The sequence below is a fragment of the Nocardia sp. NPDC055050 genome, from assembly GCF_053608345.1.
Window position 1 is genome coordinate 1 of the sequence record NZ_JBSGVG010000061.1, and the last position, 26,361, is coordinate 26,361.

A 26,361-nucleotide genomic window follows, 5' to 3' on the forward strand; every position below is an offset into this window, starting at 1 on the left:
CGGCCGGGTCGCCGGCCAGGCGCCGCCGCGTAGGCGACGAAGGAGCAAGCGGCGGTGCCTGACCGGCGGCCCGTGGTGGCCGCGAACTCGAGCGCGCCAGCGCTCCAAAAACACAGGAGCAACTGTGCGTGACATGGTCGAAATCGGTATGGGACGGGTCGCTCGTCGGACCTATGAGCTCGACGACGTCGATATCGTGCCTTCGCGGCGGACGCGTTCGTCGAAGCTGGTCTCGCTGGCGTGGCAGCTCGATGCCTACCGTTTCGAGATCCCGGTGCTCGCGCACCCCACCGACGCGCTGGTCTCGCCCGAGTTCGCGATCGAGCTCGGTCGCCAGGGTGGCCTCGGTGTGATCAACGGTGAAGGCCTCTGGGCCCGCCACGCCGACGTGCAGGCCAAGATCGACCAGCTGCTCGATCTGGTCGACAAGGGGGGTTACGAAAAGGCCATCTCGCTGCTGCAGGAACTGCACGCCGCGCCGATGCAGCCCGACCTGCTGGCCGCCGCTGTCGCGCAGGTCCGTGCGGCCGGGGTGACCACCTCGGTGCGCGTGAGTCCGCAGAACGCCCGCGCGCTGACCCCGGCGCTGCTCCAGGCCGGTATCGACCTGCTGGTCGTGCAGGGCACCATCATCTCCGCCGAGCACGTGGGTGGCGAGGAGCCGCTCAACCTCAAGACCTTCATCGCCGAGCTGGATGTGCCGGTCGTGGCCGGTGGCGTGAGCGATCACCGCACCGCGCTGCACCTGATGCGCACCGGCGCGGCGGGTGTCATCGTCGGCTACGGCTCGTTCCCGGGCGCCACCACCACCGGTGAGGTGCTCGGCATCGGTGTGCCGATGGCGACCGCGATCGCCGACGCGGCCGCGGCCCGTCGCGATTACCTCGACGAGACCGGCGGCCGGTACGTGCACGTCATCGCCGACGGTGACGTGGCCACCTCGGGTCAGCTGGCCAAGGCCATCGCCTGTGGCGCCGACGCTGTGATGCTCGGTGTGCCGCTGTCGGCGTCGGCGGAGGCGCCCGGTCGCGGCTGGTACTGGCCCTCGGCGACCGCGCACCCCTCGGTGCCGCGCGGTTCGTTCCTGCCGGTCGACGAGGCCTGGCTGGACGGCCCCGACGGCGCGGCGGCCCGCCCGAGCCTCGAGCGCGTGCTCTACGGTCCCTCCGACGACCCGTTCGGCTCGCTGAACCTGGTCGGTGGCCTTCGCCGTTCGATGGCCAAGGCCGGCTACTCCGACCTCAAGGAATTCCAGAAGGTCGGGCTCAGCGTCCGCTGACAGGCCGCCCGCGCTGACGAACGTGGGTCAGTGAGACCCGATCCCGCAGGAACCGGGAGATCGCGGTATTGACCGGTTCCGGGTGCGTCATCGTGACGGCGAGACGGGCGCCATCGATCTCCACGAAGGTGGAGGCGGTGAGCCCGTCCGCCAGCGTGCGGGCCCGGTCGCCCGCGATGCCGCTCTGTGTGGCGTGGATGATCAGTGCCGGGCAGGTGATCTCGCGTAGTCGGTCGAGTACCGAGTCGCGTCCGAGTAGGCAGCCGACGGCGGCGTCGAGCCCGCTGTGGGCGTCGCCGACCCAGCGGCGGGTCCAGATGTCGCGGTACCAGGTGTCGTCGCCGATGAGCCAGTCGGCCAGTCGGCCCGCGGCTTCCTCGCGGGAGCTGCGGTCGTGCCACTCGTCGAGGAATCGCTGGGTGGCGGTCGACTGGTCGAGGGTCGGCCCGTGCGCCTCGGTGCTGATCAAGATCAGCGCGGCGACCCGTTCGGGTGCGACCAACGCGGTCCGCAATGCTGTGAAGCCCCCTTGCGCCGTCCCGCCGACGATCGCGCGTTCGACGCCGATCGAGTCGAGCACCGTCAGCGCGTCCCTGGCCGCGGTCCAGTAGGTGAAGGGCAACCGCTGGTCTCTGGTGCGGCCGTGACCGCGCGCGTCCCAGGCGACGATCCGGAATTCGGGTGCGAGCGCGGCCTGCTGCGAGGCGAACATCGTGCGATCCATGAAGAATTCGTGGGCGAGCAGCACCACCGGACCGGTGCCACCGCTGTCCTCGTAGTAGATGTCGGCATCGATCGCGCGGGCGAATGGCACGAGCACGAGGATAGCCAGAGCCGCCGCGCCACGCCCAAGAATGGGGGCGCGTCGTGCACAGTCACTACGGCGAGTCCGGCCTCCGGCGATGCCCGCTGCTTGCTCGTCGCACCCCGTCACTAAACTGTGGCGGTGGCAGATACTCAGAGACCGGTCCTCGTCGTCGACTTCGGCGCGCAGTACGCCCAGCTGATCGCCCGACGGGTGCGTGAGTCACGGGTGTTCTCCGAGGTGATTCCTCACACGATGACCGTGGAAGAGATCGCCGACAAGCAGCCGCTGGCCGTGATCCTGTCCGGTGGTCCGTCGAGTGTGTATGCCGAGGGCGCACCGCAACTCGACGCGCGGCTGTTCGATCTCGGCGTGCCCGTGTTCGGCATCTGCTACGGCTTCCAGGCCATGGCACAGGCGCTCGGCGGCACCGTGTCGGAAACCGGCACCCGCGAATACGGTCGCACCGAGCTGAACATCGACGGCGGTGTGCTGCACGGCGGCCTGCCGACCATCCAGCCGGTGTGGATGTCGCATGGTGACGCGGTGACCGACGCCCCCGAGGGCTTCGAGGTCACCGGTACCACCGCGGGCGCCCCCGTGGCCGCGTTCGAGGACCGTGCGCGGCGCCTGGCCGGCGTGCAGTATCACCCCGAGGTGCTGCACTCCCCGCACGGCCAGCAGGTGCTCAGCCGCTTCCTGCACGAGCTCGCGGGCATCCCCGCGCAGTGGACCCCGGCCAATATCGCCGAGTCGCTGATCGAGAGCGTGCGCGAGCAGATCGGTGACGGGCACGCCATCTGTGGCCTGTCCGGCGGTGTCGACTCCGCCGTGGCGGCCGCGCTGGTGCAGCGCGCGATCGGCGACCGGCTCACCTGTGTGTTCGTCGACCACGGTCTGCTGCGGGCCGGCGAGCGCGAGCAGGTCCAGCAGGACTTCGTCGCCGCGACCGGCGCCAAGCTGGTGACCGTCGACGCGGTGGACAAGTTCCTCGGCGAGCTGAAGGGCGTCTCCGATCCCGAGGAGAAGCGCAAGATCATCGGCCGCGAGTTCATCCGCTCCTTCGAGGACGCGGTCGCGGGCATCGTGCTCGAGGAGGGCGCTGCCGCGGGCGCCGCACCGAAGGTCGAATTCCTGGTCCAGGGCACCCTGTACCCGGACGTCGTCGAATCCGGCGGCGGCACCGGCACCGCGAACATCAAGAGCCACCACAATGTCGGTGGCCTGCCCGACGACCTCGAGTTCGATCTGGTCGAGCCGCTGCGCCTGCTGTTCAAGGACGAGGTCCGCGCGGTCGGCCGTGAACTCGGGCTGCCCGAGGAAATCGTTGCGCGCCAGCCGTTCCCGGGCCCCGGCCTCGCGATCCGCATCGTCGGCGAGGTGACCGCCGACCGGCTCGATCTGCTCCGCCAGGCCGACGCCATCGCTCGCGAGGAGCTCACCGCGGCCGGCCTGGACAAGCAGATCTGGCAGTGCCCGGTCGTGCTGCTGGCCGACGTGCGTTCGGTCGGTGTGCAGGGCGACGGCCGCACCTACGGTCACCCGATCGTGCTGCGTCCGGTGTCGAGCGAGGACGCGATGACCGCGGACTGGACCCGGCTGCCCTACGACGTGCTGGAACGGATCTCGACGCGCATCACCAACGAGGTGGCCGAGGTCAACCGCGTGGTCCTCGACGTGACGAGCAAGCCGCCGGGCACCATCGAGTGGGAGTGAACTAGGCCGGCCGCGGCGGCGCCGCCTGGGTGAGCAGGAGCCTGCCCAGGAGGAAGCCGCCGGCGTGCGGCCGGTGGGTGACCGGCGGCAGGACCTTCGCCAGTGGGGTTTGCGGTCTCTTCGCGGATTCGTCCATTGCCCTTGTCTTTCAACTGGTCCCGTCAACAGCAATGGCCCGTCATGATGACGGGCCATTGCTGTTGCCTGAGTTGTCTTCGGTCAGTGGTGTTTACGGCTGGGGGTCAGCGTGAGCAGCAGGCCGATGACGATGGCCGCGATCACCACGCCCCAGCCGATGGGCAGGATCCCGCCGTCGTCGGGGGTGGGTGCGCCCAGCAGTGCCCAGACGCTCACGGCCAGTGCGATCAGGCCGATGGTCAGCAGGGTGAAGGCGGGTCGGCGGGCGGGCTCGGTGCCGGTCGGATCAGCCACGGGTCACCACCGCGTCACCCAGGTGCATCTTGACGTGCAGGTCGAGGACCGGTGCGCCAGGGGTGTTCGGCCCGCTCAGTCCGTCTTTGCAGGTCGAGTTGGAATCGGCCACTCGGATGTCACACGTCGTGTTCACCGTCATCCCTTCGGGCAGTTGCACTTTCGCGTCACCGATGTTCACCGCGACTTCGACGCTGCGTGACTCGGTGAGGTTCAGTCCGCGCAGGTCCAGCGTGCCCGAACCGATGTCGAGGGCGTAGCGGGGCTGCAACTCGGTGACCGAGGTCGGTGCCCAGACACGGTCGCCGACGGCGGTTTCGCTGAAGTCGATCGGCCCGATCAGGGAGGCCAGCACCACGAACCCGGCCAGCGGGGCGGTGAGGATCAGCAGCCCGTACCCGCGCCGCAGGAACGCGCCGACGACGAGGCCGAGTCCGACTACGGCCAAGGCGAAGGCCGCGATCCGTGCGGGGGTCATCCATTCGACGCCCGATGCGGCTGCCGCACCCGCCAGCGCCGCGGCCAGGATCGCCAGGCCGATGGTGACCGGGGTCAGCCGGGAGCGTGGACGTTTCGGCGCCGGTGGCGCGACCGGTGCGTAGCGGGGTGCCGCTTCCGGGAGTTCCCAGGCGAGGGGGGCGACAGCGAGCGGGTCCCAGCCGTTGGGCACCTGCGCGTTGATCCGCGGGGGCTCGGGTGCGGGAGAGATGGTTCCGGGGACGTCCTTGCGCAGGACGGCGGTGGCGCCGGTTTCGTTCGCCTGTGGTTGTTCGGCGGGCCGCATGCTCTCGTCGGTGTCGGCCGGCTCGACGACCTCGGTTGTCGGGCTGTCCGCCCGCTTGTCGAGATCGACGGGTGGAACCGAATCGGCCGCCTGCTCGCTCGTATCCGACACGGCGTGCGGAGTCGACGCGTCCGCGGCGACCTCGCGGTTGTCCGGATCCTCGTGTCCGGGTTCGCTGGCGGCCGGTGTCACGGTGATCCGGGTGGTCTCGACGGAATCCACAGCAGCGCTGCCCGATTCGTCGATGTCCTTGTGCAGGACGACCGTGTCCGTCGCGTCGACCCGCAGTAGCGGCGCGGATTCGGCGGTGGCCGTGCGGGTTTCCTCACGGGCGAGTGCCGGATCGGGAACGTAGGCGTCGGGGAGTTTGGTGTAGGGCGTGTACATCCCCGTCGGCGGCACCTCCGGGTTGTACGGGTAGCCGCGCACCGGGACCCCGGTCGGGTAGCCCGCGCCCGGGTAGCCCGTCGTGCCGAGCGGAGCGCGGTAGGCGTCGAATCCCGCGGGCAGCTCAGGATGACGCAGATACAGCATCCACCAGCCTGCGAGCATCAGCCCCATGCTGACCACCCCGGACCCGCCCATTCCCAGCCCGATCGGCCCCATGGTCGACACGGCGATAGCCAGCGCGACGATCAACACGATCGTCTTGGTCTGCGAATGCGAACCTCGATCGTGGGCCGACAGGGCCTGCGCCGCCGACATCTCGTTGCCCGCCGACCCCAGCACCAGCCAGGCCAGCAGGTACAGCACGATCCCGGCCCCGCCGAAGATCGTCGACACCACGAAGGCCACCCGCACGAGCACCGGATCCACCCCGTACCGCAACCCGAACCCCGCCGCCACGCCGGCGATCGGCCCTTGCCGAGGCAGCCGGACGGGCCGCGTCTGCCACATCTGGTGAACCTGGTCGGCGAAGCTCGTTCTGCTCATGCCATCCATGGTGTGCCGAGCCGCCCCCTCCGCACATCGGGGGTAACCCTGATAATTGCCCGGGTTCAGGGACAGGGGGAGCGGTAGGCGACGTTCGCGACCTGCCCGCGCCAGACGGCTTCGGTGAGTCGGCCGGTGGACGCGCAGATCCGGGCGGCGACGGTCTCGGTGTCGAGGTCCCACACGCCGAGCTGGCCGTTGTCGGTGACGATCACGAGCTGTTCACCGCGCGGGTGTAGGACCACCTGCCGGTCGCGGCCGTCGGCGGGGCCGAGCGGGCCGATGTATTTGCGCGGCGTGTGGCGGTCGTCGAGATTCCACAGGCCGGTCGTGCCGTCGTCGCTCGAAATAGCCAGCTCGGTGCTGTCCGCGGATGCCGATATCCGGCTGATAGGCCCGATTTCGGTGCGGACCGCGTCGATAAGCGGGGTGAAGGTCTCCGGTGCGTCGGTATCCCACAGGCCGAAGTGATCGCCTTTGATGAGGGCGATGGTCCGGTTGTCGGGCAGGAATTGGGATGACCGTAGGCCGGTGGTGAGTTCCGCGGCGGTTTCGGCGATCAAGCGTGGGTGCGTGCGGTCGTCCAGATTCCAGATCTGGCTGAAGTAGTAATCGTCCCGGTCGCCACGAAGGTCGCCGAGGACCAGTTCGGCCAGGCTGCCATCGAGACTGAAGCCGATATTGACGATTTTCCCCACCCGTGCGGTGATCGGTATCCCGAGGGGCTCGGGCACAGTGCGGTCGGTGACATCCCACATCTGGACCGAGTCGGTAAAGGTGAGCAGCATCCGGTTGCCTTTGACCGTCGAGTAGTTGGCCTCGCCGGTCGGCCAGCTGGGCAGTGGTCGCGGATGACGTGGATCGTCGAGGTCGTAGACGATCCGCTGCTTGCCATCCCGGTCATGCAGGCTCAGTGTGCGTCCGTCTGAACTCAGCATCGGGTTCGACAGCCCCGGTGCTCCCGATATCGTGGCCAGCCGTGCCGGGCGGCGGACATCGGTGGTATCCCAGATCACCACGTCGCCGGTCCGGGTCGGCATGGCCATCCGGTCACCGGTTCGATCGAACATCACCCCGGCGGGCATCCTGGGAATCACGTCGACCGTCGATCGGGGCAATGTCCAGGTGCGTAGCAGTCCATCGCGTCCCCCGCCGAGCAGTATCGGTTCGCCAGGGAGAAAGAGCATCGACGTCGGCCCGCCGCTGCACAGAGAAACCTGAGCCTGTGGGCAGGCTGCCGGGCTCACCGACAGGGCTGGGCCCGCTTGCACCGGCTGGGCCGGGTCGGCGATGTTCCACAGTCGTGCTGCCTTGTCGGAGCCGGTGGCGAGGAGATTTCCGTCCTGGTGGAAAGTGATCGAGGTCAGCACATCGTTATCGACTCTGGTCGGCGCACCGAAGGCGCGCGGGTGGTGTGGATCGGTGATATCCCACAGCTCGAACTGGCTCGACGGTGCGCTGCTGGTGCCCTTCGAGCCGTGCGTGCCGATGGCCAGTCGGGTGCCGTCCGGACTGAGGGCGACAGCTTGGAGGGAGTCGCTGCCCGCCGCGGCGATCGGCGATCCGATGGGACGTCCGGTCGTGGTATCCCACAACTGCACGGTGTCGGGGGCTGCACGGGCGCTATAGGTGTCGACAGTGACGGTGCCGACGACGAGTAGCGCCCCGCCGGGGCCGAATTCAGTGGTGTGGACGGTGAGGTCGCCGCGGGACAGCGGCAGCACGCCGGTGCGCGACGGACGTGTCCGGTCGCGGATATCCCAGAGGGTAAGGGTCGAGTTGTCGAGTTCGGCGAGTCGCGCTCCGCTCGGATCGACAGTGATCTTGTCGCCGCGAAGGGTGTCGAAGGTGTGGATCAGGCGGGGAGACTCGGGGCGAGCGAGGTCCCACAGCTGGGTACCGGAATTGCCGAGGGTGACCGCGTCGGTGCTACCCGGGATGAATTCGAGGTGGTCGGTCCGCGTTCCGAGTGAGGTGGTGAGCCGGCGTGGCCGTGCGGGATCGCGCAGATCCCAGAAGGCGGTGTCGCCGGCGTAGTCGATCGACACCAGTAGTGCGTCGGCCGCGCGATGAGCCAGCGTGGAGACGCCGCGCTCGTGGGCGGGCACGCTGACGGCCAGGGGCGAATCCTGGCTGTTCAACAGCTGGGTGCGCGTCGCGATGTCAGGCCGGATTCGATACGCGGCCAGCAGGAATTGCGCCGAGATCGACGGGTCGCTGCTTCTGGTCCGGTGGGCCGCGGCCACCAGTTCGGCGTAGTCGCGGTCCAGTGCCCGCTGATCGGCGAGCCTGCTGCGGTCGACGGCGATGACACCGGTGGCGAGCAGGGCGATCACGACGGCGACCGCCACGATCCGCCAGCGGCCGCCATTGCGTGCCGCTCGCCGCGAAGCTTGGAGGAAGGCGCGTACACGCGGACTGAGGGGGGCGCCGCCGGTGTGCTCGTTCGCGTTGTCGAGTCGGGTACCGCGATACAGCAGCGCCGAATCATGTCTCGCCGACTCCCACTCGGTCGCATCGTGTTCGAGCCGCTGTCGGACCAGGTGCCCGACCCGGTCCGTATCGATCCAGCCGCGCAGCCGGGGCCACGCGGTCAGCACGATCTCATGGGAGAACTGCACCGAGCCCGCGTCGAGGGCGATCAGTCTGCTGGTCGCGAGGACTTCGAGCGCTTCCGCTGAGGCATCGGGATCGCCGCTGCGGCCGAGCAATTCGGCACGGTCTACCGTTCGCCGGGTGTCACGCCCGTCCTGTCCGACGGTGACGAGCGAGCCGAGCAACTCCTGAGCGGCGCTCTGCTGCCCCGGAGTGAGCTCGCTCCAGGCGAGTTCGGCGGTCTCAGCGACCGAGCCGGCGACACCGCCCGCTTTGCGGTAGCCGGCGACGGTGAGTTTGCGACCCTCGCGCTGCTGCCAGGTCGCGGCCATCACGTGTGAGAGCAGCGGCAGCGCCCCTGGGTCGTAGCCGTCGGCGCTGAGGTGCCCGCCGAGCCCGCGCAGTTCGGTGAGTACCAGCTCTTCCAGACCTGGCTCGAGGGTGAGCCCGGCGGCGGCCGCCGGTCCGGTGATCGCGTGCGAGACCTCGTCCATGGACATCGCGCCGAGCAGGTAGCTGTTGCGCTGCAGGCTGTTCCGCACTATCGGATAGTGCAGGCATTGTTCGTAGAAGTCGGCACGCAGCGCCAGAACGACCGTCACCGAATCGGGTAGGTCGGCGAGCGCGGACAGGAATGCCGAACGTTCGGCTTCGTCCTGGCACAGGGTGAACAGTTCCTCGAACTGGTCGACGATCAGGACCCGTAGGCCGTCGGTCAGTGTCGCCGCGAGTCCGGCGGTCGGCGTCGATCCCGGTGTCATGGTCGCGGCGGGTAGGTCGATCGTAGGTCGCAGACCTGCCGCCAGCAGCGAGGACTTGCCCGCCCCCGACGCGCCGATCAGGACGACGACGCCGGTGGTGGCGCGCACCAGGTCGACGAATTCGGTGGTGGCGTGCTCACGTCCGAAGAACAAGGTGTGCTCCTCGGGGAGATAGGCGCGCAGGCCGGGGTAGGGGCAGGCGTCGCCGTCGGTGGCGGCCGCTGTCCAGGTGACCGACTCCTGCCACAGGCGTCGCCATTCGTGCGGGTCGGCCAGGCCGCGCGGTAGGTCGCGTTGAGACTTCTCGGTCAGCTCGACGAGCGTGAGGACCACCGGCAGCAGCGATTCGAAGCGAGCGGGCACATTGCGCCCGGCCTTCCAGTCGCTGATCCGCTGCGGCGACGGCGTGCCGGCCTGGGTGCCGCGCATGCGACGCTCGGTGGCCGAGGCGACCCGGCGCAAGGTCGGATTGCCTGCCACGGCATAGAGTTCGGCGAACCGCTGCGCGAAAATCGCACGTGGCGAAGAACTCTGCGCGTCATTGATGGTCAATGAACCCCCCGTTCGATGAAAACGACCGAGGGTCATGCTATTCGGATCGACCGGGGCCCGGCGACTCGCCGGGCCCCGTGCGGATCACAGGAACATGGTGTCGCCGAAGATCGAGTTCGTCGCCTTCACCTGTCCGGTGCCGGCGGTGACCGTCGCCCACGAGTAGACGTTGAGCGGTCCACCGCAGTTGCCCACCATCAGATGGAAGTCACGGTTCACCAGATAGGTGGTGCCCGAACCGAGCGACATCGATCCCACATCGATCTTCTTGATCTCGCCCGGCGCGAGCGACAGGCTCAGATCGACACCGGCCGAGATCGACGGGCCGATATCGGCGGACACATCCGGACCGGACGAGCCGAACCCGATGCCGGCCGCCGCGCCGACCGAGACGCCACCGTCGAGCCCGACCGACAGCGTCAGGTCCACCGCGCAGGCGACGAGATAGCCGGAGGTGACCTCACCGGTCGCGCCGAGCGGTGCGGTGACGTAGGCGGTGTTGTCGAGGAACACCTCGCGATTGGTCGGCATCGCGTTGAGCGGCGGGACCAGCCGGTAGGACTCCTCGGTATGGCCGAGGGTGAGTTCGAAGCCGGCGGGCCCGTGATAGGTCGTCTCGTGCGGTGCCATCGGTGTAGCCGATGCGATCGGTGTCATCCCGAGGGTGCTCAGTCCGATTGCGGCGGCACCCAGCACGGTGGTGATGATGTTCACTTGTTCCTCCCCTGAAGCGGCGGCCGCAGTTCCGGCCTGCCATCAACGTAGGAAGAGCCTGTGCGGCCGGGCTTTCGGCGCGACCGCGCATCGGCTTAAAAGACCTGCTGAGGACCCTGGGTTCAGGTTTCCGGTCCGGCGGTCCGGCACCGGCGTCGCGGTCCGGCACCGGATCGGACATATACCCAGGTAGAGCGTAATTTCTGTCCGGACCGGACAGCTCGCCGCGCAGGTCAGCGGCGGATCGCCGACATCGGGGACGAGATCAGGGACTTTCCTGATGTCGACACCCCGTCGCGCGTGCCAGTATCGAGAGCATGGATCCGTCTGTTTCCGCCCGCACTGCCGCCCAGGGGTCCGCGACCCCGTCCGGGCCCGGCGCCGCCGCCGGGAACAACGCCACCCACGGGCCTTCCGACGGCCCGGGCGCAGCGGCGAATCCGCGGTTCGGTTGGCATCGGCCGCGTGGTTTCGTAGAGCGCTCGTTCGGGGGTGAGCCGGTGGTCTATGGGCCGCCGCAGCACTACGCGCCGCCGCCGCAGTATCGGAGCGCGCCGGGTTACGCCCAGTATCCGCAGGGTTATGGCGTGCCGCGTGGCTATCGGCCCATGCTGCCCGTCCCCGGCCCTGAGCCGGTGGGTGCGCCGATGCCGGAGACCCCGCGCCTGGTCCGTCGCAGTGGTGGGCGGGTGGTGGGTGGAGTCGCGGGTGGTCTGGCCGACCATCTCGGTGTCGACGTGATCAAGGTGCGGCTGGCGTTCGTCTTGCTGTCCGCGCTGGTCGGCGCGGGACTGGTGGCGTACGGGCTGCTGTGGATCTTCACTCCCGGTGGCGCGGACGCGGCGAAACCGACCGGTGACGAGCGCAGGCAGGCGATCGGGCTCGCCCTGCTCGGGCTCGGACTCGCGGTGACGGTGGGGTGGTTGTTCCAGGGGACCGCGGCGAAGGTGATCGCGCCGATCGTGGTGGTGGCGGTCGGCGCCGCGCTGGTGTGGCGCGAATACGATGTCGCCGCGCCGGGGCCGCGGGCCCTGTTCGGGCTGCCCGCGCGACCCTCGGTGGTCACCTGGTCGCGCATCGTGGCCGGGGCGACGCTGATCGTGGTCGGGCTCGGTGTGGTGGTGCTGGCCAGGATCGATCTCAGTTCGCTCGGGTCGGCGCTGATCGCGGTGGCGGTCACCCTGGTCGGCGCGGGTCTGCTGACGGTGCCGCTGTGGCTGCGCATGGTCCGCGCGCTCAATGCCGAGCGCGGCGCCCGCATCCGCAACGAGGAACGCGAGGAGATCGCCTCGCACCTGCACGATTCGGTATTGCAGACGCTCGCGCTGATCCAGCGCCAGGCCGAGGATCCGCAGGAGGTGCTTCGCCTGGCCCGCAGTCAGGAGCGTGAACTGCGCAAGTGGCTCTTCGACGACACCGCACCCGCCCAGTCGAGCCTGGCCACCGCGCTGCGCACCATCGCGGGCGAGGTGGAGGACCAGCACGGTGTGAAGGTCACCCCGGTCACCGTCGGCGATGTGGCGATGGACCCCGGCGACACCGGCGCGGGCCTGCCCAAGGAGCATTTCACCGCTCTGCTCGGCGCCACCCGTGAGGCGCTGGTCAACGCCGCCAAGCACGCCGAGGTCCCCGAGATCGACCTGTTCGCCGAGACCGAACCCCACCAGGTGAGCATCTTCGTGCGCGACCGTGGCGCCGGTTTCGACGTGTCGGCGGTGCCTGCTGATCGGCGCGGGGTGGCCAAGTCGATCTGTGCCAGAATCGAGCGCCGCGGCGGTACCGCCGTGATCGACTCGACCCTCGGGCGTGGCACGGAGGTGCGGATCGTCATGCCGCGCACCGACTCCGGGACCTCCGAGCCGGACGAGGTCGCGAGCGACGACGCGCCGACCACCGCAGGCCCGGATGACCACGCGCCGACGCGGGACCATCCGGCCGATCACTGAGCGCGATCGCACCGACCCGGGCCGATCTCGGCGCCCGGACGCCGCGGTGTGGTACCGATGACAGCAGGTCGATCGAGCGGTTCGAATGAGGAGTCTGGTAGTGAGTGTGCGGGTGTTCCTGGTCGACGATCACGCGGTTTTCCGGTCGGGGGTGCGGGCCGAGCTGAGCCGGGAGACCGACATGGAGGTCGTCGGTGAGGCCGGGGCGGTGGCCGAGGCGATCGCCGGGATCGATGCTACGAAGCCGGACGTGGTGCTGCTCGACGTCCACATGCCCGACGGTGGTGGAGTGGCGGTGCTGAGCGGGATCGCCACGGGGCCGGTGTGTTTGGCGTTGAGTGTGTCCGACGCGGCCGAGGATGTGATCGCGGTGATCCGGGCGGGGGCGCGCGGGTACGTCACCAAGACGATTTCCGGTGCCGAGCTGGCCGACGGTATCCGCCGGGTCGCGGGCGGGGACGCGGTGTTCAGTCCGCGGCTGGCCGGGTTCGTGCTCGATTCGTTCACCGGGCGCTCGCCGGTCCCCGAGCCGCCGCTCGATCCCGAATTGGATTCACTCACCCCGCGTGAGCTGGAGGTGCTGCGCTTGCTGGCGCGTGGATACACCTATCGGGAGATCGCCGAATCCTTGTTCATCTCGGTGAAGACCGTGGAGACGCACGCGTCGAATGTGCTTCGTAAGACGCAACAGTCGAACCGGAACGCGCTGACTCGATGGGCGCATCGACGCCGCATCGAGTGAAGCTCGGCTCTACATCACGGCGATGATGATCGCGATCAGGATGATCAGGCCGATCAGCACGCCCGCGCCGATGGCGAGGGGGGCGCCGTTGGGGAGGTTGTCGACGAAGCTGCCGGTGCGCTGCTGGGGTGCGGCGGCGGTGGCGCCCACCGGCGCGCGGTGCGGGCGCGGGAGGGGGGAGGAATTGTGGCTACGCAGGCCGCTGGCGGAGTTACGGGTGGACCAGGCCGGGATGGTGCCGTCCTCGGTGCGCAGCGGCACACCGAGGATGTAGGCGCCGGTGCCGGGTCCGAAGGCGGCGGTGAGGATTTCGTCGCGGGCCTCGGCCATGGTGGGGCGGCGCTGCGGTGCGGGCTCGAGCATGTGCAGCAGCGGCTGGGTGAGGATGCCGCTGCGGGTGGGCGGGATGATCCGGCCCATCGCGGCCGCGGCGACGACGTCGTGCTCGTCGGAGTCGAAACCGAACGGCGGCTGGCCTTCGAGTGCGGTGTAGAGGGTGGCGCCGAGGGAGAACACGTCGCTGGCCTCGGTGGGCCGGGCGCCGCGCGCGACCTCGGGCGGCAGGTAGGCGGGGGTGCCGGTGATCACACCGTCGGGTTCGTCACCCTGGGTGTCGCCGGCGCCGCGCGAGATGCCGAAGTCGCTGAGTTTGGCCAGGCCCACACTGTTGCCGCGGTCGGCGACGAGGATGTTGCCCGGCTTGATATCGCGGTGCACGATGCCCGCGGCGTGCGCGGCGGCCAGCGCGTCGGCGACCTGCGCGCCGATCTGGGCGACCTCGACCGCGGGCAGCGTGTCGACCAGCGCGAGCGCCTTGGCCACGCTGCGCGAGGGTAAGTACTCCATGACGAGCCACGGCTCGCCCGCCTCGATCACCACGTCGTGCACGGCCACGGCGTGGATGTGCGACAGCTTGGCGGCCACTCGGCCCTCGTGCACGATGCTGCTGCGGATTCGCTCGGCCTCGGCCGCGCTCAGTCCCGCGGTGGACAGCACCTGCTTGATCGCGACTTCCCGGTTCAGCAACCGATCGGTCGCGAGCCAGACCGCACCCATGCCACCCCCGCCCAGCTTGGACTGCAGGCGGTAGCGACCCGCGACCAGGTAGTCGGGGCCGATATGGGGACGAGCACGTTCGGTCACGGGTGCGAGGGTAGCCGAATATGGCGCTGACTGGCCGGGATCTCCGGGGTGCTGCGCGGTGGACACGGGGTGGGGGTGGGTGTCACGCTGGTCGCTATCGAACGTATATTCGAATACGATCGATAGCTGAAACGGTGCTGCCGTTTCGGCGCAGGGCGGTTTTCCGCTCGCGGGTCCATCGTGGAAGTAGGTGGTGTTGATGGGTTCGGAAGCGTTGTCGCCCGATGCGGGCATGATCGACGAGCTGCGCAGGCGGATGGCCGCGGTCCCGGGCCGTGGTGAGTCCGCGACCGGGCATATGCCACGTGAGCAGCCACTACGCCGAGATCTGCTGCCTGTTCCGCCCCCACTCGCCGATCTGTTGCCCGATGGTGGGCTGCCGAAAGGCGCGGTCGTCGCCTACACCGGCGCACACTCCCTGCTGACGGGAATGCTCGCCGCCGTTACCGGGAGCGGCGGCCACGCCGCGGTCGTCGGCCTGCCCCGGCTCGGTTTGCTGGCCGCTGCCGAGATGGGTGCCGAGCTGTCCCGGTTGGCGGTGATCACCGACCCCGGCCCCGACCCCGCCGAAGTGGCCGCGGTCCTGCTCGACGGCCTCGACCTGGTAGTCCTCGGCCTCGGTGGCCTCGCTGTTCCTCCGTCGCGCTGCCGCGTCCTCGCCGCCCGCGCCCGCAATCGCGGTGCCACCCTGGTGGTCGCGGGCGAATGGGCCAACCCGACTCTGCGCCTGGACTCCCGCGTCACCGGGTACCGCGGCCTCGGCCCCGGTCGCGGCCGCTTGCGCTCGGTCTGCCTCGACGTGCGCGTGAGCGCCAAGGCCGGCCAGACCCGCCACGGCCGTATGGACCTGTGCGCCCAGGTCGGCCGCACCGAATGGCTGCCCCGCGAAACCGTCAGCGGTGCACCGGAAGTCACCGCGCTACACGAGGCCGTCTCATGACCGCCGGGCCGTTGTCAGGTTCCGGCCGATGGGCGTGAGGGGATCCACCGACTGTCCGGCGGCCGCCCGGACGATCGCCGCGGGTCTCCCGTTCGTTCCCGAGTCGCTCTCGGCACGCCGTTGCGGTTACCGATCGCCTACCGCATTCGTGGTGGGTGGCTCGTTCGGACGTGGCGTGGCGTGTGGATCGGTGGTGTCGTCGTGACGCGCGTTGAGCGGGTGCTCGCGGTGTGGTGCCTGGACTGGCCCGCGGTGGCGGCGGCCGCGGTGGAGGGGGTGTCGGCGGAGCGACCGATCGCGGTGTTGCGGGGAAGTTCGGTGGTGGCGTGTTCGGCGATCGCGCGGGCCGAGGGTGTGCGGCGGGGGATGCGACGGCGGGATGCGCAGGGATGTTGCCCGGAACTTGTTGTCGTGCAGGATGATCCGGATCGCGATGCGCGGTTGTTCGAGCCGGTGGTCGGCGCTGTCGACGAGACGGTGCCCGGCGTCGAGGTGTTGCGGCCCGGGCTCATCGTGCTCGGGGCACGCGGTGCCGCACGGTATTTCGGCTCCGAGGAGGCCGCGGTGGTGCGGTTGATCGACGCGGTCGCCGTGGCGGGAGCCGAGGCGCAGATCGGGATCGCCGATGCCATGTCGACAGCGGTGATCGCGGCACGGCGTGGGGCGATCGTGGCGCCGGGGGAGGGCGCGGAGTACCTCGCTGGGCTCCCGGTCGCGGAGCTGGCGGTGGAGCCGAGCCTGGCCGCACCACAGCGCGCGGAGCTGGTCGACCTGCTGCGCCGCTTGGGTTTGCGCCGCATCGGCGACTTCGCGCGCCTGTCTCCCGCCGAAGTGGCCTCCCGGTTCGGCGCCGACGCCGTGCTCGCCCATCGCACCGCCCGCGCCCTGCCGGAACGTCCACCGTCGGCGCGCCGCCCCGCTCCGGAACTGACCGTCGAGCTGGCCTGCGATCCGCCCATCGATCGGGTCGACGCGGCCGCCTTCGCGGGCAGGCAGCTGTCCACCCGGCTGCACGCGGTGCTGTCGGCGGCAGGGGTGGCGTGCACCCGGCTCGCCGTGACCGCGCGCACCGAGACGGGTGAGGAGCTCACCAGGATCTGGCGCTGTGCTCGCCCACTCACCCCCGCCGACACCGCCGACCGCGTCCGCTGGCAACTCGACGGCTGGCTCACCCACCGCGCCCGCCCCACCGGCCCGATCGTCGCGCTCACCCTGGAACCGGTCGAGGTGGTCGCCGCCGGTGCGCTGCAACTCGGTCTGTGGGGTGGTGAGGGCGAGGAGACCGAGCGCGCCCGCCGCGCCCTGGTCCGCGTGCAGGGGCTGCTCGGTGGCGAAGCGGTCCGCATCGGCGTGCTCAGCGGCGGGCGCGGGCCCGCCGAACGCATCACCATGATCGCCCTCGGTGACGAGCTGACCCCCGCCGCCGACCCCACCCAGCCCTGGCCGGGTCGTCTCCCCGAACCCGCTCCCACACTGCTCCTGCTGCACCGCCCGGTCGTGCACCTGACCGCCGCCGACGGCGCCCCCGTCCTGGTCACCGATCGCGGCCTGTTCACCGCCGTCCCCACCCGTCTGCGCTGGGGCAGCAAGCAGTGGGCGCTGCTGGGCTGGGCGGGCCCCTGGCCGATCACCGAACGCTGGTGGTCCACGGCCGAGCCCACCTCCCTGGCCGTACGCGTCCAAGTCCAGCTCGATGCCGACCCCACCGAGATCCGCGCCGTCCTGCTCGTCTACGACGCGATGCACTGGCACGCCGAGGGCGTCTACGAGTAGCCCACCGCCCCGGTTCTAGAGTGAAACGACGCTTGTCCGGGACAGTCCCGGAAGGCTCGGTCGTGGGAGGAGCGCTGTGAACCCGTTCGAGGGCATGCTGTGTACGGCGGCCGCTGCCGATCTTCCGCTGCTCGGTACCGCGGGACATTTCACCGGATGGCTGTGTATCGAGCATCCCGGTGCGTGGGGCGGTGATGTGATCGGTGACGAAGTGCTCGGTCCGGAGATCACCGCCGAACTCGCGGCGCGTACGTCGGCGGCGCAGGTCCGGCCGACGCTGATCCGCCGCCCCGGCCGCAACGAGTTCACCGGTACCCGCACTGTGCTGCTGGTCAGTTCGCGGCCGGAGGGCTCCTGGTGTGAGCGGTTCGAGATCACCGACTTGCGCCAGCTCTTCGACATCGACCTGCATCTCGTCGACGGTCCGGCGCCGGGAATCGGTGCGCGCGTGGACGATCCGGTGGTCCTGGTCTGCGCGCACGGCAAACGCGACCAGTGCTGTGCCCTGCTGGGCCGCCCGATCGCCGCCGCCCTCGCCGCCGACTACCCGGGCCGGGTCTGGGAGGCCTCGCACACCGGTGGTCACCGCTTCGCCCCCGCGGTCGTCCTGCTTCCCTCCGGCCTCACCTACGGCCGCGTCGACGCCACTGCCGCCAAGGCGATGCTCGCGGCGGCCGACGTCGACGAGGTCTCCCTGACCGGTCTCCGTGGCCGCAGCTGCTACCCCCCGATCTCCCAGCTCGCCGAAGTGGCTGTGCGCGAGCAGGTCCCGGCCGATGCCACCGCTCTCACCGTCCAGCCCGACCCGGCCCCCACGCACGACCCGACCGTGGCGGGCGCCGCCATCGTCACTCACCGCGACGGCCGCCGCTGGCGCGTCACCGCCCGCACCGTCGCCGCCGCCCCGCGCCAAGCCAGCTGCGGTGCCGCCCCCAAACCGGCCACCTACTTGGAACCCGCTGCGATAGAACAACTTCCCGCGCTGTCTCGCGCGCAGTCCGAACCTCCCACGGATCGCTGACTCATCGACTGCGGACGACTCGGCTTCCGGGCAAGCTTCACAGTGGACTACTGGAACTACGGCGCGGTGGCCCTCCCGCACGTCGTCCGACGGGCTTAACGTCGACTCCATGATCGACATCCGGGAAATCGGCGAGGACGAAACCGAGCTGGCGGGCCCGGCTCTACTGGAGCTTCGCCCACGGTGGGAGACGGCATCGCGCCTGACCGAGTTCATCGATAACGAACTCCGCCCCGCGGGCTACCGTCTCATCGGGGTCTTCGAAACGGGTTCCCCCGCGGCACTATCGGTGGCAGGGTTCCGCGAATCCCACTCCACCGCCTGGGGCCACCACCTCTACATCGACGATGTCTCCACCCTTCCCGTGGCGCGCGGTCGAGGCCATGCCGACAGCCTGATCGACTGGCTCACCGCCGAAGCTCGGCGTCTGCGGTGCACGGGGGTCCACCTGGACTCCGGCGTCGGTCCTACCCGAGCCGCCGCCCATCGTCTCTATATGCGCCGTCATCTGACCATCACCGCCCACCACTTCACCCTCGACCTGCAGTGAATCGTGGCGGACCCGGCGGCACTGAATCCATGTGGGTGCGAGACGAACCGAGTGACTACGCGGGGGTCACCAGTGTGTGCCGGGTACCCAGCGGGCCGCGCGGCGCAGGGCGGTGCCGGTGGCTTTTCGGGCGGCGGAAGGGGTTTTCGGATCTGCCCGGGGGGCCGGTGCGGGGGCCGGGGTGTCTTCGGCCGATTCGCCCTTGGCCGCAGGGGAATCCGGCAGCGCGCGGTAGTAGCGGTGCAGGATGCGGTCGCGAAGTTTGGGGGTGATGATGCCGCCGTATTCGGCGAGGGTGCCGAGGGGAACATCGATGCGTTTGGGACGTTCGGTGAGGGCGCGCACGATCGTGCCCGCGGCCCACTCGGGGGATTCGGACGGCCCCTGGTCGCCGCTGGGGGCGATCATCGGGGTGCGCACCAACGGCATGTGGATGGTGGTGAACGTGACTCCGTCGGCGAGGGTTTCGACCGAGGCGACCTCGGTGAACTTGTCCAGGGCGGCCTTGCTGGCGAGGTAGGCGGCGAAGCGAGGGGTGGCCACCTGCACGCCGGCGCTGGAGATGTTGACGATGTGGCCGAAGCCGCGTTCGCGCATCTGTGGCAGCAGCGCGAGGGTCATCCGCAGCGCGCCGAAGTAGTTGACCGCCATGGTGCGTTCGAAGTCGTGCAGGCGATCGGTGGAGCGGTGGATGGCGCGGCGGATGGACCGGCCCGCGTTGTTGACCAGCATGTCGACGTGGCCGTGCTGGTCGAGGATCGCTTTGACGGCCGAGTCCACGGATTCGGAGTCGGTGACATCGCACGGGTAGCCGTAGGCCTGCCCGCCCGCGTCGACGATCTCGGCGACCACCGCGGCCAGTTCGTCGGCGCGGCGCGCGAGCAGGAACACCACACCGCCCTTGTCGGCGACCGAGAGTGCGGCGGCCCGTCCGATCCCGGACGACGCACCGGTGATCACGACATGCCTGCCGGTGAGATCGCGCCGCTTGCGGCCCCGTTCACCTGGAGAAACCTGAGACATCACTGCTCCTTTGCAGCTCGTTGCCTCGAACTTACTCCAAAGTAAGTTCGAGGGCCAGGGTCGCCGGAAAACTCGAAAATATGTTCGAGTGGCTCTCGCTAATGTTCGAACGTATGTGCGATACTGATGCACATGGCGGACGATCGGATGGCGGACATCTATGCCGCGGTGCGGCTCGGCGGTGGCGACCCTGATGCGGCGCGCGCGGCGCTGACCAGGCTGTGGAGTGAGATAGGGGAAGGCGGCGACCCGTTGCATCGCTGCGTGGTGGCGCATCACCTGGCGGATGTGCAGGAGTTGGCGGAAGGTGCGTTGCTGTGGGACCAGCGGGCGCTGGCCGCGGTGTTCGGGCCGGGCATCCCGCTCGATGAGGGGCTGCGCGGGTTCCTGCCCTCGCTGTATCTGAACCTGGCCGACAGTCATCGCCGCGTCGGTGACTTCGAGATGGCGCGGATGCAATTGGCCATCGCGCGCGGGCACCTGGATGTGCTCGCCAACGATGCCTACGGCGCGGTGATCCGCACCGGTCTGAGCCATGTGGAGGCGGCGCTGGAATCGCGGTCGATGGAGCGCTTGCCCGCGAATTGAGTAGTCCGCCAAGGGGAAAGGGCGCGGTGATGCGGGGGTCGTGAGAGGAGCGGGTGCATGGGCTGGAGCAACGGTCCGCCGACCTGGTCGGAGCTGGAGCGGGTGCTCTCGGGCAAGCCGAGCGGCAGGCCTACGCAAGACTTGCACCCGGGCGACGGCGGCGACAGTCCGGCCTGGTCACGCAAACGCGGCGAGTACCACGCCGCCGAGCTCGACCGGCCGACCGGCCCGACGGTGCCCTACGCGGAGCTGCACACCCACTCCGCCTACAGCTTCCTCGACGGGGCGAGTCAGCCGGAGGAGCTGGTGGAGGAGGCGGTGCGGCTCGGTCTGGAAGCGCTCGCGCTCACCGACCACAACGGGTTCTACGGGACCGTCCGGTTCGCCGAGGCGGCCAGGGAATGGGGAATGCCAACGGTTTTCGGTGCCGAACTGTCACTGGGAACCGATGCGGAGGCGGCGCCGGGCCGAGGGGATGCGGTCCGGCGCCGTTCTGTCCCTCGAGGCGGGGTGCGTTTCATGCCGGGTCGAACGCAAGCGCGCGAAGCAGATACTGATGGGCCGAGCGGGGACACGGCTGACGGCGGTCTGCGCGATGCCGGCGGTTCGGCCGAGCCGCGAAACGGGCACGCGAACGCGCCGGACTCAGTGCCGCGCACTGGATCTCCCGACCCTGACGGTCCGCATCTGCTGGTCCTCGCCAGGGGTCAGGAGGGTTATCGGCGCTTGTCTCGAGAGATGGCAGCGGCGCATATGGCCGCGGGGGAGAAGGGGGTTCTGCGATACGACCTGGACGCCCTCACCGCGGCGGCGGGCGGGCACTGGCATATCCTCACCGGCTGCCGGAAAGGTCACCTGCGCACCGCGCTCGAACACGATCTGCGCGGTGGCGATATCCGGCTACCGAAAGCCGAAGCGGCCCTGCGGGATCTGCTCGAACGATTCGGCGCCGATCGGATGAGCGTGGAGCTCACCCATCACGGCATCGCCACCGATGACGAGCGCAACGCGCTGCTGATCGCGCTGGCCGACCGGCTCGATGTTCCCGTACTCGCCACCACCGGTGCGCATTTCGCCTCTCCGGCGCAGCGCCGCCGGGCGATGGCGCTGGCCGCGATCCGCGCCAGGAGCAGTCTCGACGAGATGGCGGGCTGGCTCGCGCCCACCGGCGGCGCGCACCTGCGATCGGGTGCGGAGATGGCGCACCTGTTCGCCGGCTACCCGCACGCGGTGGCGAACGCGGCGGTGCTGGCCCGCGAATGCGCGTTCGACCTGGGGTTGATCGCCCCGAAGCTGCCCCCGTTCGACGTGCCCGCCGACCATGACGAGAATTCGTGGCTGCGCGAGCTCGCCCTGCGTGGTGCCGCCGAGCGCTACGGGCCGCCGGCGCGGAACCCGCAGGCGTACCGGCAGCTCGAGCACGAGCTCGCGGTGATCGAGAAGATGGAGTTCCCCGGCTATTTCCTGGTGGTGCACGACATCGTCGAGTTCTGCAAGAACAGCGACATCCTGTGTCAGGGCAGAGGCTCGGCCGCCAACTCCGCGGTCTGCTATGCCATCGGCATCACCAATGTCGACCCCGTCGCCAACCAGCTCCTGTTCGAGCGGTTCCTCTCGCCCGAGCGCGACGGACCGCCCGATATCGATGTCGACATCGAATCCGACCGCCGCGAGGAGGCCATCCAGCACGTCTACGCCAAGTACGGTCGCGACTACGCCGCCCAGGTGGCGAATGTGATCACCTATCGCGGCAAGTCCTCGGTGCGTGATGCCGCACGCGCACTAGGCTTTTCACCGGGGCAGCAGGATGCGTGGAGTAAACAGGTGAGCCGCTGGTCCGGGGTGGCCGCCGAGACTGGCACCGATATCCCGGACGCCGTGCTCGAGCTCGCGGGCGAACTCGACGGTCTGCCACGGCATCTGGGGATCCACTCCGGCGGCATGGTGATCTGCGATCGGCCGATCGCCGACGTATGTCCGGTGGAGTGGGCGCGGATGGCCGGGCGCAGTGTGTTGCAGTGGGACAAAGACGACTGCGCCGCGGTCGGTTTGGTGAAATTCGACCTGCTCGGCCTCGGCATGCTCTCGGCGCTGCACTACATGATCGACCTGGTGCGCGAGCACAAAGGCGAGCAGGTCGAACTGCACGCGCTCGATCTCACCGAAGCCGGTGTCTACGAGATGCTCTCGCGCGCCGACTCGATCGGGGTGTTCCAGGTGGAGTCGCGCGCGCAGATGGCGACATTGCCCCGGCTGAAGCCGCGTACCTTCTACGACCTGGTGGTGGAGGTGGCGCTGATCCGGCCGGGGCCCATCCAGGGCGGTTCGGTGCACCCCTACATCCGCAGGCGCAACGGCAAGGAGGCGCCGGTCTGCGATCATCCCGCGCTGGAGAACTCGCTCGCCCGCACCCTCGGCATTCCGTTGTTCCAGGAACAGCTGATGCAGATGGCCATCGACGTGGCCGGTTTCAGTCCCGCCGAAGCCGACCAGTTGCGCCGCGCCATGGGTTCCAAACGCTCGCCGGAGAAGATGGAACAGTTGAAGGACCGCCTCTACCAGGGCATGCGGGACCTGCACGGCATCACCGGCGCTCTCGCCGACCGCATCTACGAGAAGCTCTACGCCTTCGCCAATTTCGGTTTCCCCGAGAGTCATTCGCAGAGTTTCGCCTCGATCGTGTTCTATTCGTCGTGGTTCAAGCTGCACCATCCGGCGGCGTTCTGTGCCGGGCTGTTGCGTGCGCAGCCGATGGGTTTCTACTCGCCGCAGTCGCTGGTCGCCGACGCCCGCAGGCACGGGGTGCGCGTGCACGGCCCCGACATCAACGCCAGCCGTGCCGAGCCCACCCTCGAGAACGCGGGCACCGAGATCCGGCTCGGCCTGTCGGGTGTGCGGCACATCGGCACCGACCTCGCCGAGCGCATCGTCGCCGCCCGTGCCGAACACGGCCCCTTCGCCTCGATGCTCGACCTCACCGGTCGCGTGGAACTCACTGTCGCCCAATCGGAATCGCTCGCCACGGCGGGAGCGCTGGACGTTCTGGTCGATACCGAACCGCGCGCTGCCGGCGCTGCGACGCACGAACCGTTCACCGGCGACAGCCGGAGTTGGGCGGCAACACCTGCCGCGCGAGCTTTGGACGCGGATCATCGAGTGCTCGAACAAGGTTACGGCCCGCCGGATTCAGCTGTGCCAAAGGATTCGCGTGGCAGCAGCGTGCGCAGGGCGGCATTGTGGGCGGCGGGCGCGGCGGCTGTGGAACGTCCGGATCGCCTCCCCGGCACCGGTCCAGCCACTGTCGCCCCGGCGCTGCCCGGCATGAGCGCGCTCGAACTCGCCGCCGCCGATGTCTGGGCCACCGGCATCTCGCCGGGCTCCTATCCCACCGAATTCCTTCGCGCCCATTTGAACTCACTCGGGGTGGTGCCCGCGTGCGATCTGTTGCTCGTCGAGGACGGCGCCCGCATCCTGGTGGCGGGCGCCGTCACCCATCGTCAGCGCCCCGCCACCGCCGCGGGTGTCACCTTCCTCAACCTCGAGGACGAGACCGGCATGGTCAACGTCGTCTGCTCGGTCGGCCTGTGGACCCGCTACCGCCGCCTCGCCCAGAACGCCACCGCCCTGCTCGTTCGCGGCCGCATCCAGAACGCCGAGGGGGCGGCCAGTGTCGTCGCCGACCACCTCGAACACCTGGACCTGACCATCGTCGCCCGCTCCCGCGACTTCCGCTGAGATTTTGGAGCGCTGGCGCGCTCGAGCGGGGCCCCTGAGGCCCCGATCGTCCCTCCCTCCGGGTACTCCTTCGTCCCTCCCTCCGGGTACTCCTTCGTCGCACCCTCCGGTCAGTCCAGATCGGGGCGGGCCCCTTTGGGTAGAGACATACAGGAGTTACCCGGCCAAGGGTGTGCACGCATGGGGTGATGTGTCCGCCTAGTTGAACGCCAGCCGGGGGTCCGCTGACGCACTACGCTGCGAACATGCGCAAGCTTGCCGTGGTGATGATCGCGTTGCTCGGACTCGTGTTCCTGGTGGGGTGCGGCGACGACGACAGCGAGGACCGTGCCGGTAAGGCGTCCTCGCCCACTGTCATGGGCGGGCCCGCTCCCGCGGTGACGCCCGGTTTCCGGGAGGGCGCCCCGCAGCAGGACAGCCCGGCGCCGACGGATCAGTCGAACCGGAAAGAGGTGATCACCGGGTCGGTGGATGTCACCTCGGGGGACCCGATCGCCGCCGCCGCGACCGTCACCGAGCAGGTCCGCGCCGTCGACGGCCGGATCGACAGCCGCACCGAACAGCCCGGCACCGACAAGCGTGCCGCTCGGGCCGTGCTCAGTGTGCGGGTGCCCGCCGACAAGACCGACGCCTTCATCACCGGGCTCGGTGGGGTGGGCTCGGTGACCCGGGTGAGCACCAACCGCGACGATGTCACCATGCAGTGGCAGGACCTCGACGCCCGCATCCGCGCCCTGCAAGCCTCCGTCGACCGGCTCAAAGCGCTGATCACGAGTGCCACCAACACCGCCGACCTGATCGCCGCGGAGGAGGCACTGTCGAGCAGGCAGGGCGAACTCGACAGCCTCACCGCGCAGAAACGCAGCCTCGACGATCAGGTCGCGCTGTCGACGCTCACCATCACCCTCACCGCCGACGACAAGAACGCACCCGGCGACCCGGACAACTTCTGGGACGGCATCGTCTCGGGCTGGCACTCGCTGATCGACTGGTTGCAGGACGCGATCGTCTTCGTCGGCAAGGCCGTACCGTGGCTGGGCTTCCTCGCGGTGATCGGCGGATTGCTGTATGCCGCACTGCGATTGCTGCGCAGGCGCCGTCGCACCGCAGCGCACGTGTCCACCGCACCCGCGCCTACCGCACCGGCAGCCACCGCATCCGGGGCCACCGCATCCGCGGTCGGCGCATCAGGCGCACCCGAATCGGCAGCATCCGGGAAGGAGACCCCCGGTGCCCACAGTGCGGGCGACGATCAAACCGAACAGCCGTAAAGGCCCACTCGTCGAAACCGCCGTAGACGGCACTCTCACCCTCTACGTCCGCGCCCCGGCGGTCGAGGGCAAGGCCAACAAGGCCGCGATCGAACTACTCGCCGATCATTTCGGCGTAGCCAAGTCCGCCGTTCGGCTGACCGCCGGCGCCACCTCACGGTTCAAGCGATTCGACATCGACTGAGTCAGACCGCACCCGGAAAGCCCAGCTGCCGCCAGGCCTCGTACACCGACACCGCCGCCGCGTTCGACAGATTCATCGACCGCCGCCCCGGCAGCATCGGAATGCGCACCTGCTCGGTGATCTGCGGATCGGCCAGTACTTCCGCGGGCAGCCCGGTGGGCTCGGTACCGAACAGCAGCGCGTCGTTGTCGCGATAGGCGATATCGGTGAAACGCGTGGTGGCCTGGGTGGTGAAGGCGAACACGCGGCCGGGCCGGATCGCCGCGAACGCCGTCGCCAGGTCGGGATGCACGGTTACCACCGCGAGGTCGTGGTAGTCCAGTCCGGCCCGGCGCAGCTTGGACTCCGAGAGGTCGAAGCCGAGCGGTTCGATCAGGTGTAGCGCGCAGCCGGTCCCCGCGGCCAACCGGATCGCATTGCCGGTATTGGGCGGAATCACGGGCTCGTGAAAGATCAGGTGCAGCACAGCGGACCACTCTGTCATGCGCCACCCCGTCCGCGCGCAGGCGGTATCTGGAACAATCGGGCTCGTGAACGAGGCGGAGACGACCGGCAAGCACCGGGTCGCGCGGTTGAGCGCGGGGGAGCAGTACCTGCGCAGTCATCTGCCGATGACCGTGGTGACCGCGCTGATCGTGATCGCGGTCGGCTTCGTCGCGTGGGACCGGTGGCGTCGCGGCGCGCTGATCTTCGGCAGCGCCGCCCTGGTGGCCGCCGCGTTCCGGCTGTGCCTGCCGACCGTGCAGGTGGGATTGCTCGCCGTGCGCAGCCGCCCGTTCGACGTGGCGGCGCTGACCGCGCTCGGCAGCGCCATCGTTTTCCTGGCCGCCACGATCAACACCCTCGGCGTCAGCTGAGACAGAACCGGCCGCGT

General features: G+C 69.5%; 20 protein-coding genes and 1 pseudogene. 13 read left to right on the forward strand and 8 right to left on the reverse strand.

All coding sequences use genetic code 11. The features are described from left to right. The first annotated feature begins 124 nt into the window (after window positions 1-124). Entirely contained in the window at window positions 125-1,279 is a 1,155-nt protein-coding gene (locus ACWGCN_RS33845; RefSeq protein ID WP_378996870.1) for a GuaB3 family IMP dehydrogenase-related protein, read from the forward strand. Here ACWGCN_RS33845 and ACWGCN_RS33850 read toward each other — a convergent pair. Next, window positions 1,266-2,093, reverse strand: a complete 828-nt coding sequence (locus ACWGCN_RS33850; RefSeq protein WP_378996868.1) for an alpha/beta fold hydrolase — start codon at window positions 2,091-2,093, stop codon at window positions 1,266-1,268. The genes ACWGCN_RS33845 and ACWGCN_RS33850 overlap by 14 nt on opposite strands. 132 nt (window positions 2,094-2,225) lie before the next feature. Between ACWGCN_RS33850 and guaA the strand changes: the two genes are divergently transcribed. Then, window positions 2,226-3,800: a glutamine-hydrolyzing GMP synthase gene (gene guaA / locus ACWGCN_RS33855; protein WP_378996866.1), complete on the forward strand. Its 1,575-nt coding sequence runs from the start codon at window positions 2,226-2,228 to the stop codon at window positions 3,798-3,800. A gap of 219 nt (window positions 3,801-4,019) precedes the next feature. Here the strand turns inward: guaA and ACWGCN_RS33860 are convergent, their stop codons facing one another. The 4 genes from ACWGCN_RS33860 to ACWGCN_RS33875 all read right to left on the reverse strand — a co-directional run bounded on the left by ACWGCN_RS33860 (window position 4,020) and on the right by ACWGCN_RS33875 (window position 10,571). Further along, complete coding sequence (locus tag ACWGCN_RS33860) at window positions 4,020-4,232, reverse strand: hypothetical protein (protein ID WP_378996864.1); 213 nt, start codon at window positions 4,230-4,232, stop codon at window positions 4,020-4,022. After that, window positions 4,225-5,949: a PspC domain-containing protein gene (locus ACWGCN_RS33865; protein ID WP_452459680.1), complete on the reverse strand. Its 1,725-nt coding sequence runs from the start codon at window positions 5,947-5,949 to the stop codon at window positions 4,225-4,227. Before ACWGCN_RS33865 ends, ACWGCN_RS33860 begins: the two co-directional genes overlap by 8 nt. A 65-nt stretch (window positions 5,950-6,014) precedes the next feature. Continuing rightward, window positions 6,015-9,857, reverse strand: a complete 3,843-nt coding sequence (locus ACWGCN_RS33870) for a WD40 repeat domain-containing protein (RefSeq protein WP_452459681.1) — start codon at window positions 9,855-9,857, stop codon at window positions 6,015-6,017. Between the two features lie 84 nt (window positions 9,858-9,941). Further along, window positions 9,942-10,571 carry an MspA family porin gene (locus tag ACWGCN_RS33875; protein ID WP_452459682.1) on the reverse strand — a complete coding sequence of 210 codons (630 nt, stop codon included), beginning with the start codon at window positions 10,569-10,571 and terminating at the stop codon, window positions 9,942-9,944. A 608-nt stretch (window positions 10,572-11,179) separates the two neighbouring features. On the opposite strand from ACWGCN_RS33875, the gene ACWGCN_RS33880 reads away from it, so the two are divergent. Next, window positions 11,180-12,517 (forward strand): ATP-binding protein, encoded by a 1,338-nt coding sequence (locus tag ACWGCN_RS33880; RefSeq protein WP_379312785.1) that lies wholly within the window; start codon window positions 11,180-11,182, stop codon window positions 12,515-12,517. A gap of 85 nt (window positions 12,518-12,602) precedes the next feature. Beyond that, on the forward strand, window positions 12,603-13,259 hold the full coding sequence (locus tag ACWGCN_RS33885) for a response regulator (protein WP_379312782.1): 657 nt from the start codon (window positions 12,603-12,605) through the stop codon (window positions 13,257-13,259). Between the two features lie 9 nt (window positions 13,260-13,268). Here the strand turns inward: ACWGCN_RS33885 and ACWGCN_RS33890 are convergent, their stop codons facing one another. Further along, window positions 13,269-14,402: a serine/threonine-protein kinase gene (locus ACWGCN_RS33890; RefSeq protein WP_378996856.1), complete on the reverse strand. Its 1,134-nt coding sequence runs from the start codon at window positions 14,400-14,402 to the stop codon at window positions 13,269-13,271. A 199-nt stretch (window positions 14,403-14,601) separates the two neighbouring features. On the opposite strand from ACWGCN_RS33890, the gene ACWGCN_RS33895 reads away from it, so the two are divergent. From ACWGCN_RS33895 to ACWGCN_RS33910, 4 genes are all read left to right on the forward strand, one after another. Further along, window positions 14,602-15,342 carry a hypothetical protein gene (locus ACWGCN_RS33895; protein WP_378996854.1) on the forward strand — a complete coding sequence of 247 codons (741 nt, stop codon included), beginning with the start codon at window positions 14,602-14,604 and terminating at the stop codon, window positions 15,340-15,342. A gap of 201 nt (window positions 15,343-15,543) precedes the next feature. Next, a complete protein-coding gene (locus ACWGCN_RS33900) occupies window positions 15,544-17,115 on the forward strand; it encodes a DNA polymerase Y family protein (protein ID WP_449972137.1) in 1,572 nt (523 codons plus the stop codon). A 94-nt stretch (window positions 17,116-17,209) separates the two neighbouring features. Next, window positions 17,210-18,136: a sucrase ferredoxin gene (locus tag ACWGCN_RS33905; RefSeq protein ID WP_452459687.1), complete on the forward strand. Its 927-nt coding sequence runs from the start codon at window positions 17,210-17,212 to the stop codon at window positions 18,134-18,136. A 109-nt stretch (window positions 18,137-18,245) separates the two neighbouring features. Further along, a complete protein-coding gene (locus ACWGCN_RS33910) occupies window positions 18,246-18,686 on the forward strand; it encodes a GNAT family N-acetyltransferase (RefSeq protein WP_452459683.1) in 441 nt (146 codons plus the stop codon). Window positions 18,687-18,752: 66 nt separating this feature from the next. Here ACWGCN_RS33910 and ACWGCN_RS33915 read toward each other — a convergent pair. Next, window positions 18,753-19,664, reverse strand: a pseudogene (locus ACWGCN_RS33915) (SDR family NAD(P)-dependent oxidoreductase); the annotation flags it as partial. Window positions 19,665-19,841: 177 nt separating this feature from the next. On the opposite strand from ACWGCN_RS33915, the gene ACWGCN_RS33920 reads away from it, so the two are divergent. From ACWGCN_RS33920 to ACWGCN_RS33935, 4 genes are all read left to right on the forward strand, one after another. Then, window positions 19,842-20,297, forward strand: a complete 456-nt coding sequence (locus ACWGCN_RS33920; RefSeq protein WP_379301659.1) for a hypothetical protein — start codon at window positions 19,842-19,844, stop codon at window positions 20,295-20,297. A gap of 57 nt (window positions 20,298-20,354) precedes the next feature. Continuing rightward, a complete protein-coding gene (locus ACWGCN_RS33925; RefSeq protein WP_452459684.1) occupies window positions 20,355-24,032 on the forward strand; it encodes an error-prone DNA polymerase in 3,678 nt (1,225 codons plus the stop codon). Between the two features lie 245 nt (window positions 24,033-24,277). Continuing rightward, on the forward strand, window positions 24,278-25,303 hold the full coding sequence (locus ACWGCN_RS33930; protein WP_452459685.1) for a DUF4349 domain-containing protein: 1,026 nt from the start codon (window positions 24,278-24,280) through the stop codon (window positions 25,301-25,303). Further along, window positions 25,263-25,487: a DUF167 domain-containing protein gene (locus ACWGCN_RS33935; RefSeq protein WP_452459686.1), complete on the forward strand. Its 225-nt coding sequence runs from the start codon at window positions 25,263-25,265 to the stop codon at window positions 25,485-25,487. The genes ACWGCN_RS33930 and ACWGCN_RS33935 overlap by 41 nt, the downstream gene beginning before the upstream one ends. A 1-nt stretch (window position 25,488) precedes the next feature. Here the strand turns inward: ACWGCN_RS33935 and ACWGCN_RS33940 are convergent, their stop codons facing one another. Further along, window positions 25,489-25,971 (reverse strand): tRNA (cytidine(34)-2'-O)-methyltransferase, encoded by a 483-nt coding sequence (locus ACWGCN_RS33940; RefSeq protein ID WP_379301651.1) that lies wholly within the window; start codon window positions 25,969-25,971, stop codon window positions 25,489-25,491. A 46-nt stretch (window positions 25,972-26,017) separates the two neighbouring features. Between ACWGCN_RS33940 and ACWGCN_RS33945 the strand changes: the two genes are divergently transcribed. After that, window positions 26,018-26,344, forward strand: a complete 327-nt coding sequence (locus tag ACWGCN_RS33945) for a DUF3017 domain-containing protein (RefSeq protein WP_235569656.1) — start codon at window positions 26,018-26,020, stop codon at window positions 26,342-26,344. Window positions 26,345-26,361 lie beyond the last annotated feature (17 nt).

Excerpts from the sequence above, each read along its gene's own strand:
- ACWGCN_RS33865 (WP_452459680.1), bottom strand. The coding sequence starts at position 5,949 with ATGAGCAGAACGAGCTTCGCCGACCAGGTTCACCAGATGTGGCAGACG.
- ACWGCN_RS33880 (WP_379312785.1), top strand. The coding sequence starts at position 11,180 with ATGCTGCCCGTCCCCGGCCCTGAGCCGGTGGGTGCGCCGATGCCGGAG.
- ACWGCN_RS33885 (WP_379312782.1), top strand. The coding sequence starts at position 12,603 with ATGAGGAGTCTGGTAGTGAGTGTGCGGGTGTTCCTGGTCGACGATCAC.
- ACWGCN_RS33895 (WP_378996854.1), top strand. The coding sequence starts at position 14,602 with ATGGGTTCGGAAGCGTTGTCGCCCGATGCGGGCATGATCGACGAGCTG.
- ACWGCN_RS33905 (WP_452459687.1), top strand. The coding sequence starts at position 17,210 with ATGCTGTGTACGGCGGCCGCTGCCGATCTTCCGCTGCTCGGTACCGCG.
- ACWGCN_RS33910 (WP_452459683.1), top strand. The coding sequence starts at position 18,246 with ATGATCGACATCCGGGAAATCGGCGAGGACGAAACCGAGCTGGCGGGC.
- ACWGCN_RS33920 (WP_379301659.1), top strand. The coding sequence starts at position 19,842 with ATGGCGGACGATCGGATGGCGGACATCTATGCCGCGGTGCGGCTCGGC.
- ACWGCN_RS33925 (WP_452459684.1), top strand. The coding sequence starts at position 20,355 with ATGGGCTGGAGCAACGGTCCGCCGACCTGGTCGGAGCTGGAGCGGGTG.
- ACWGCN_RS33930 (WP_452459685.1), top strand. The coding sequence starts at position 24,278 with ATGCGCAAGCTTGCCGTGGTGATGATCGCGTTGCTCGGACTCGTGTTC.
- ACWGCN_RS33940 (WP_379301651.1), bottom strand. The coding sequence starts at position 25,971 with ATGACAGAGTGGTCCGCTGTGCTGCACCTGATCTTTCACGAGCCCGTG.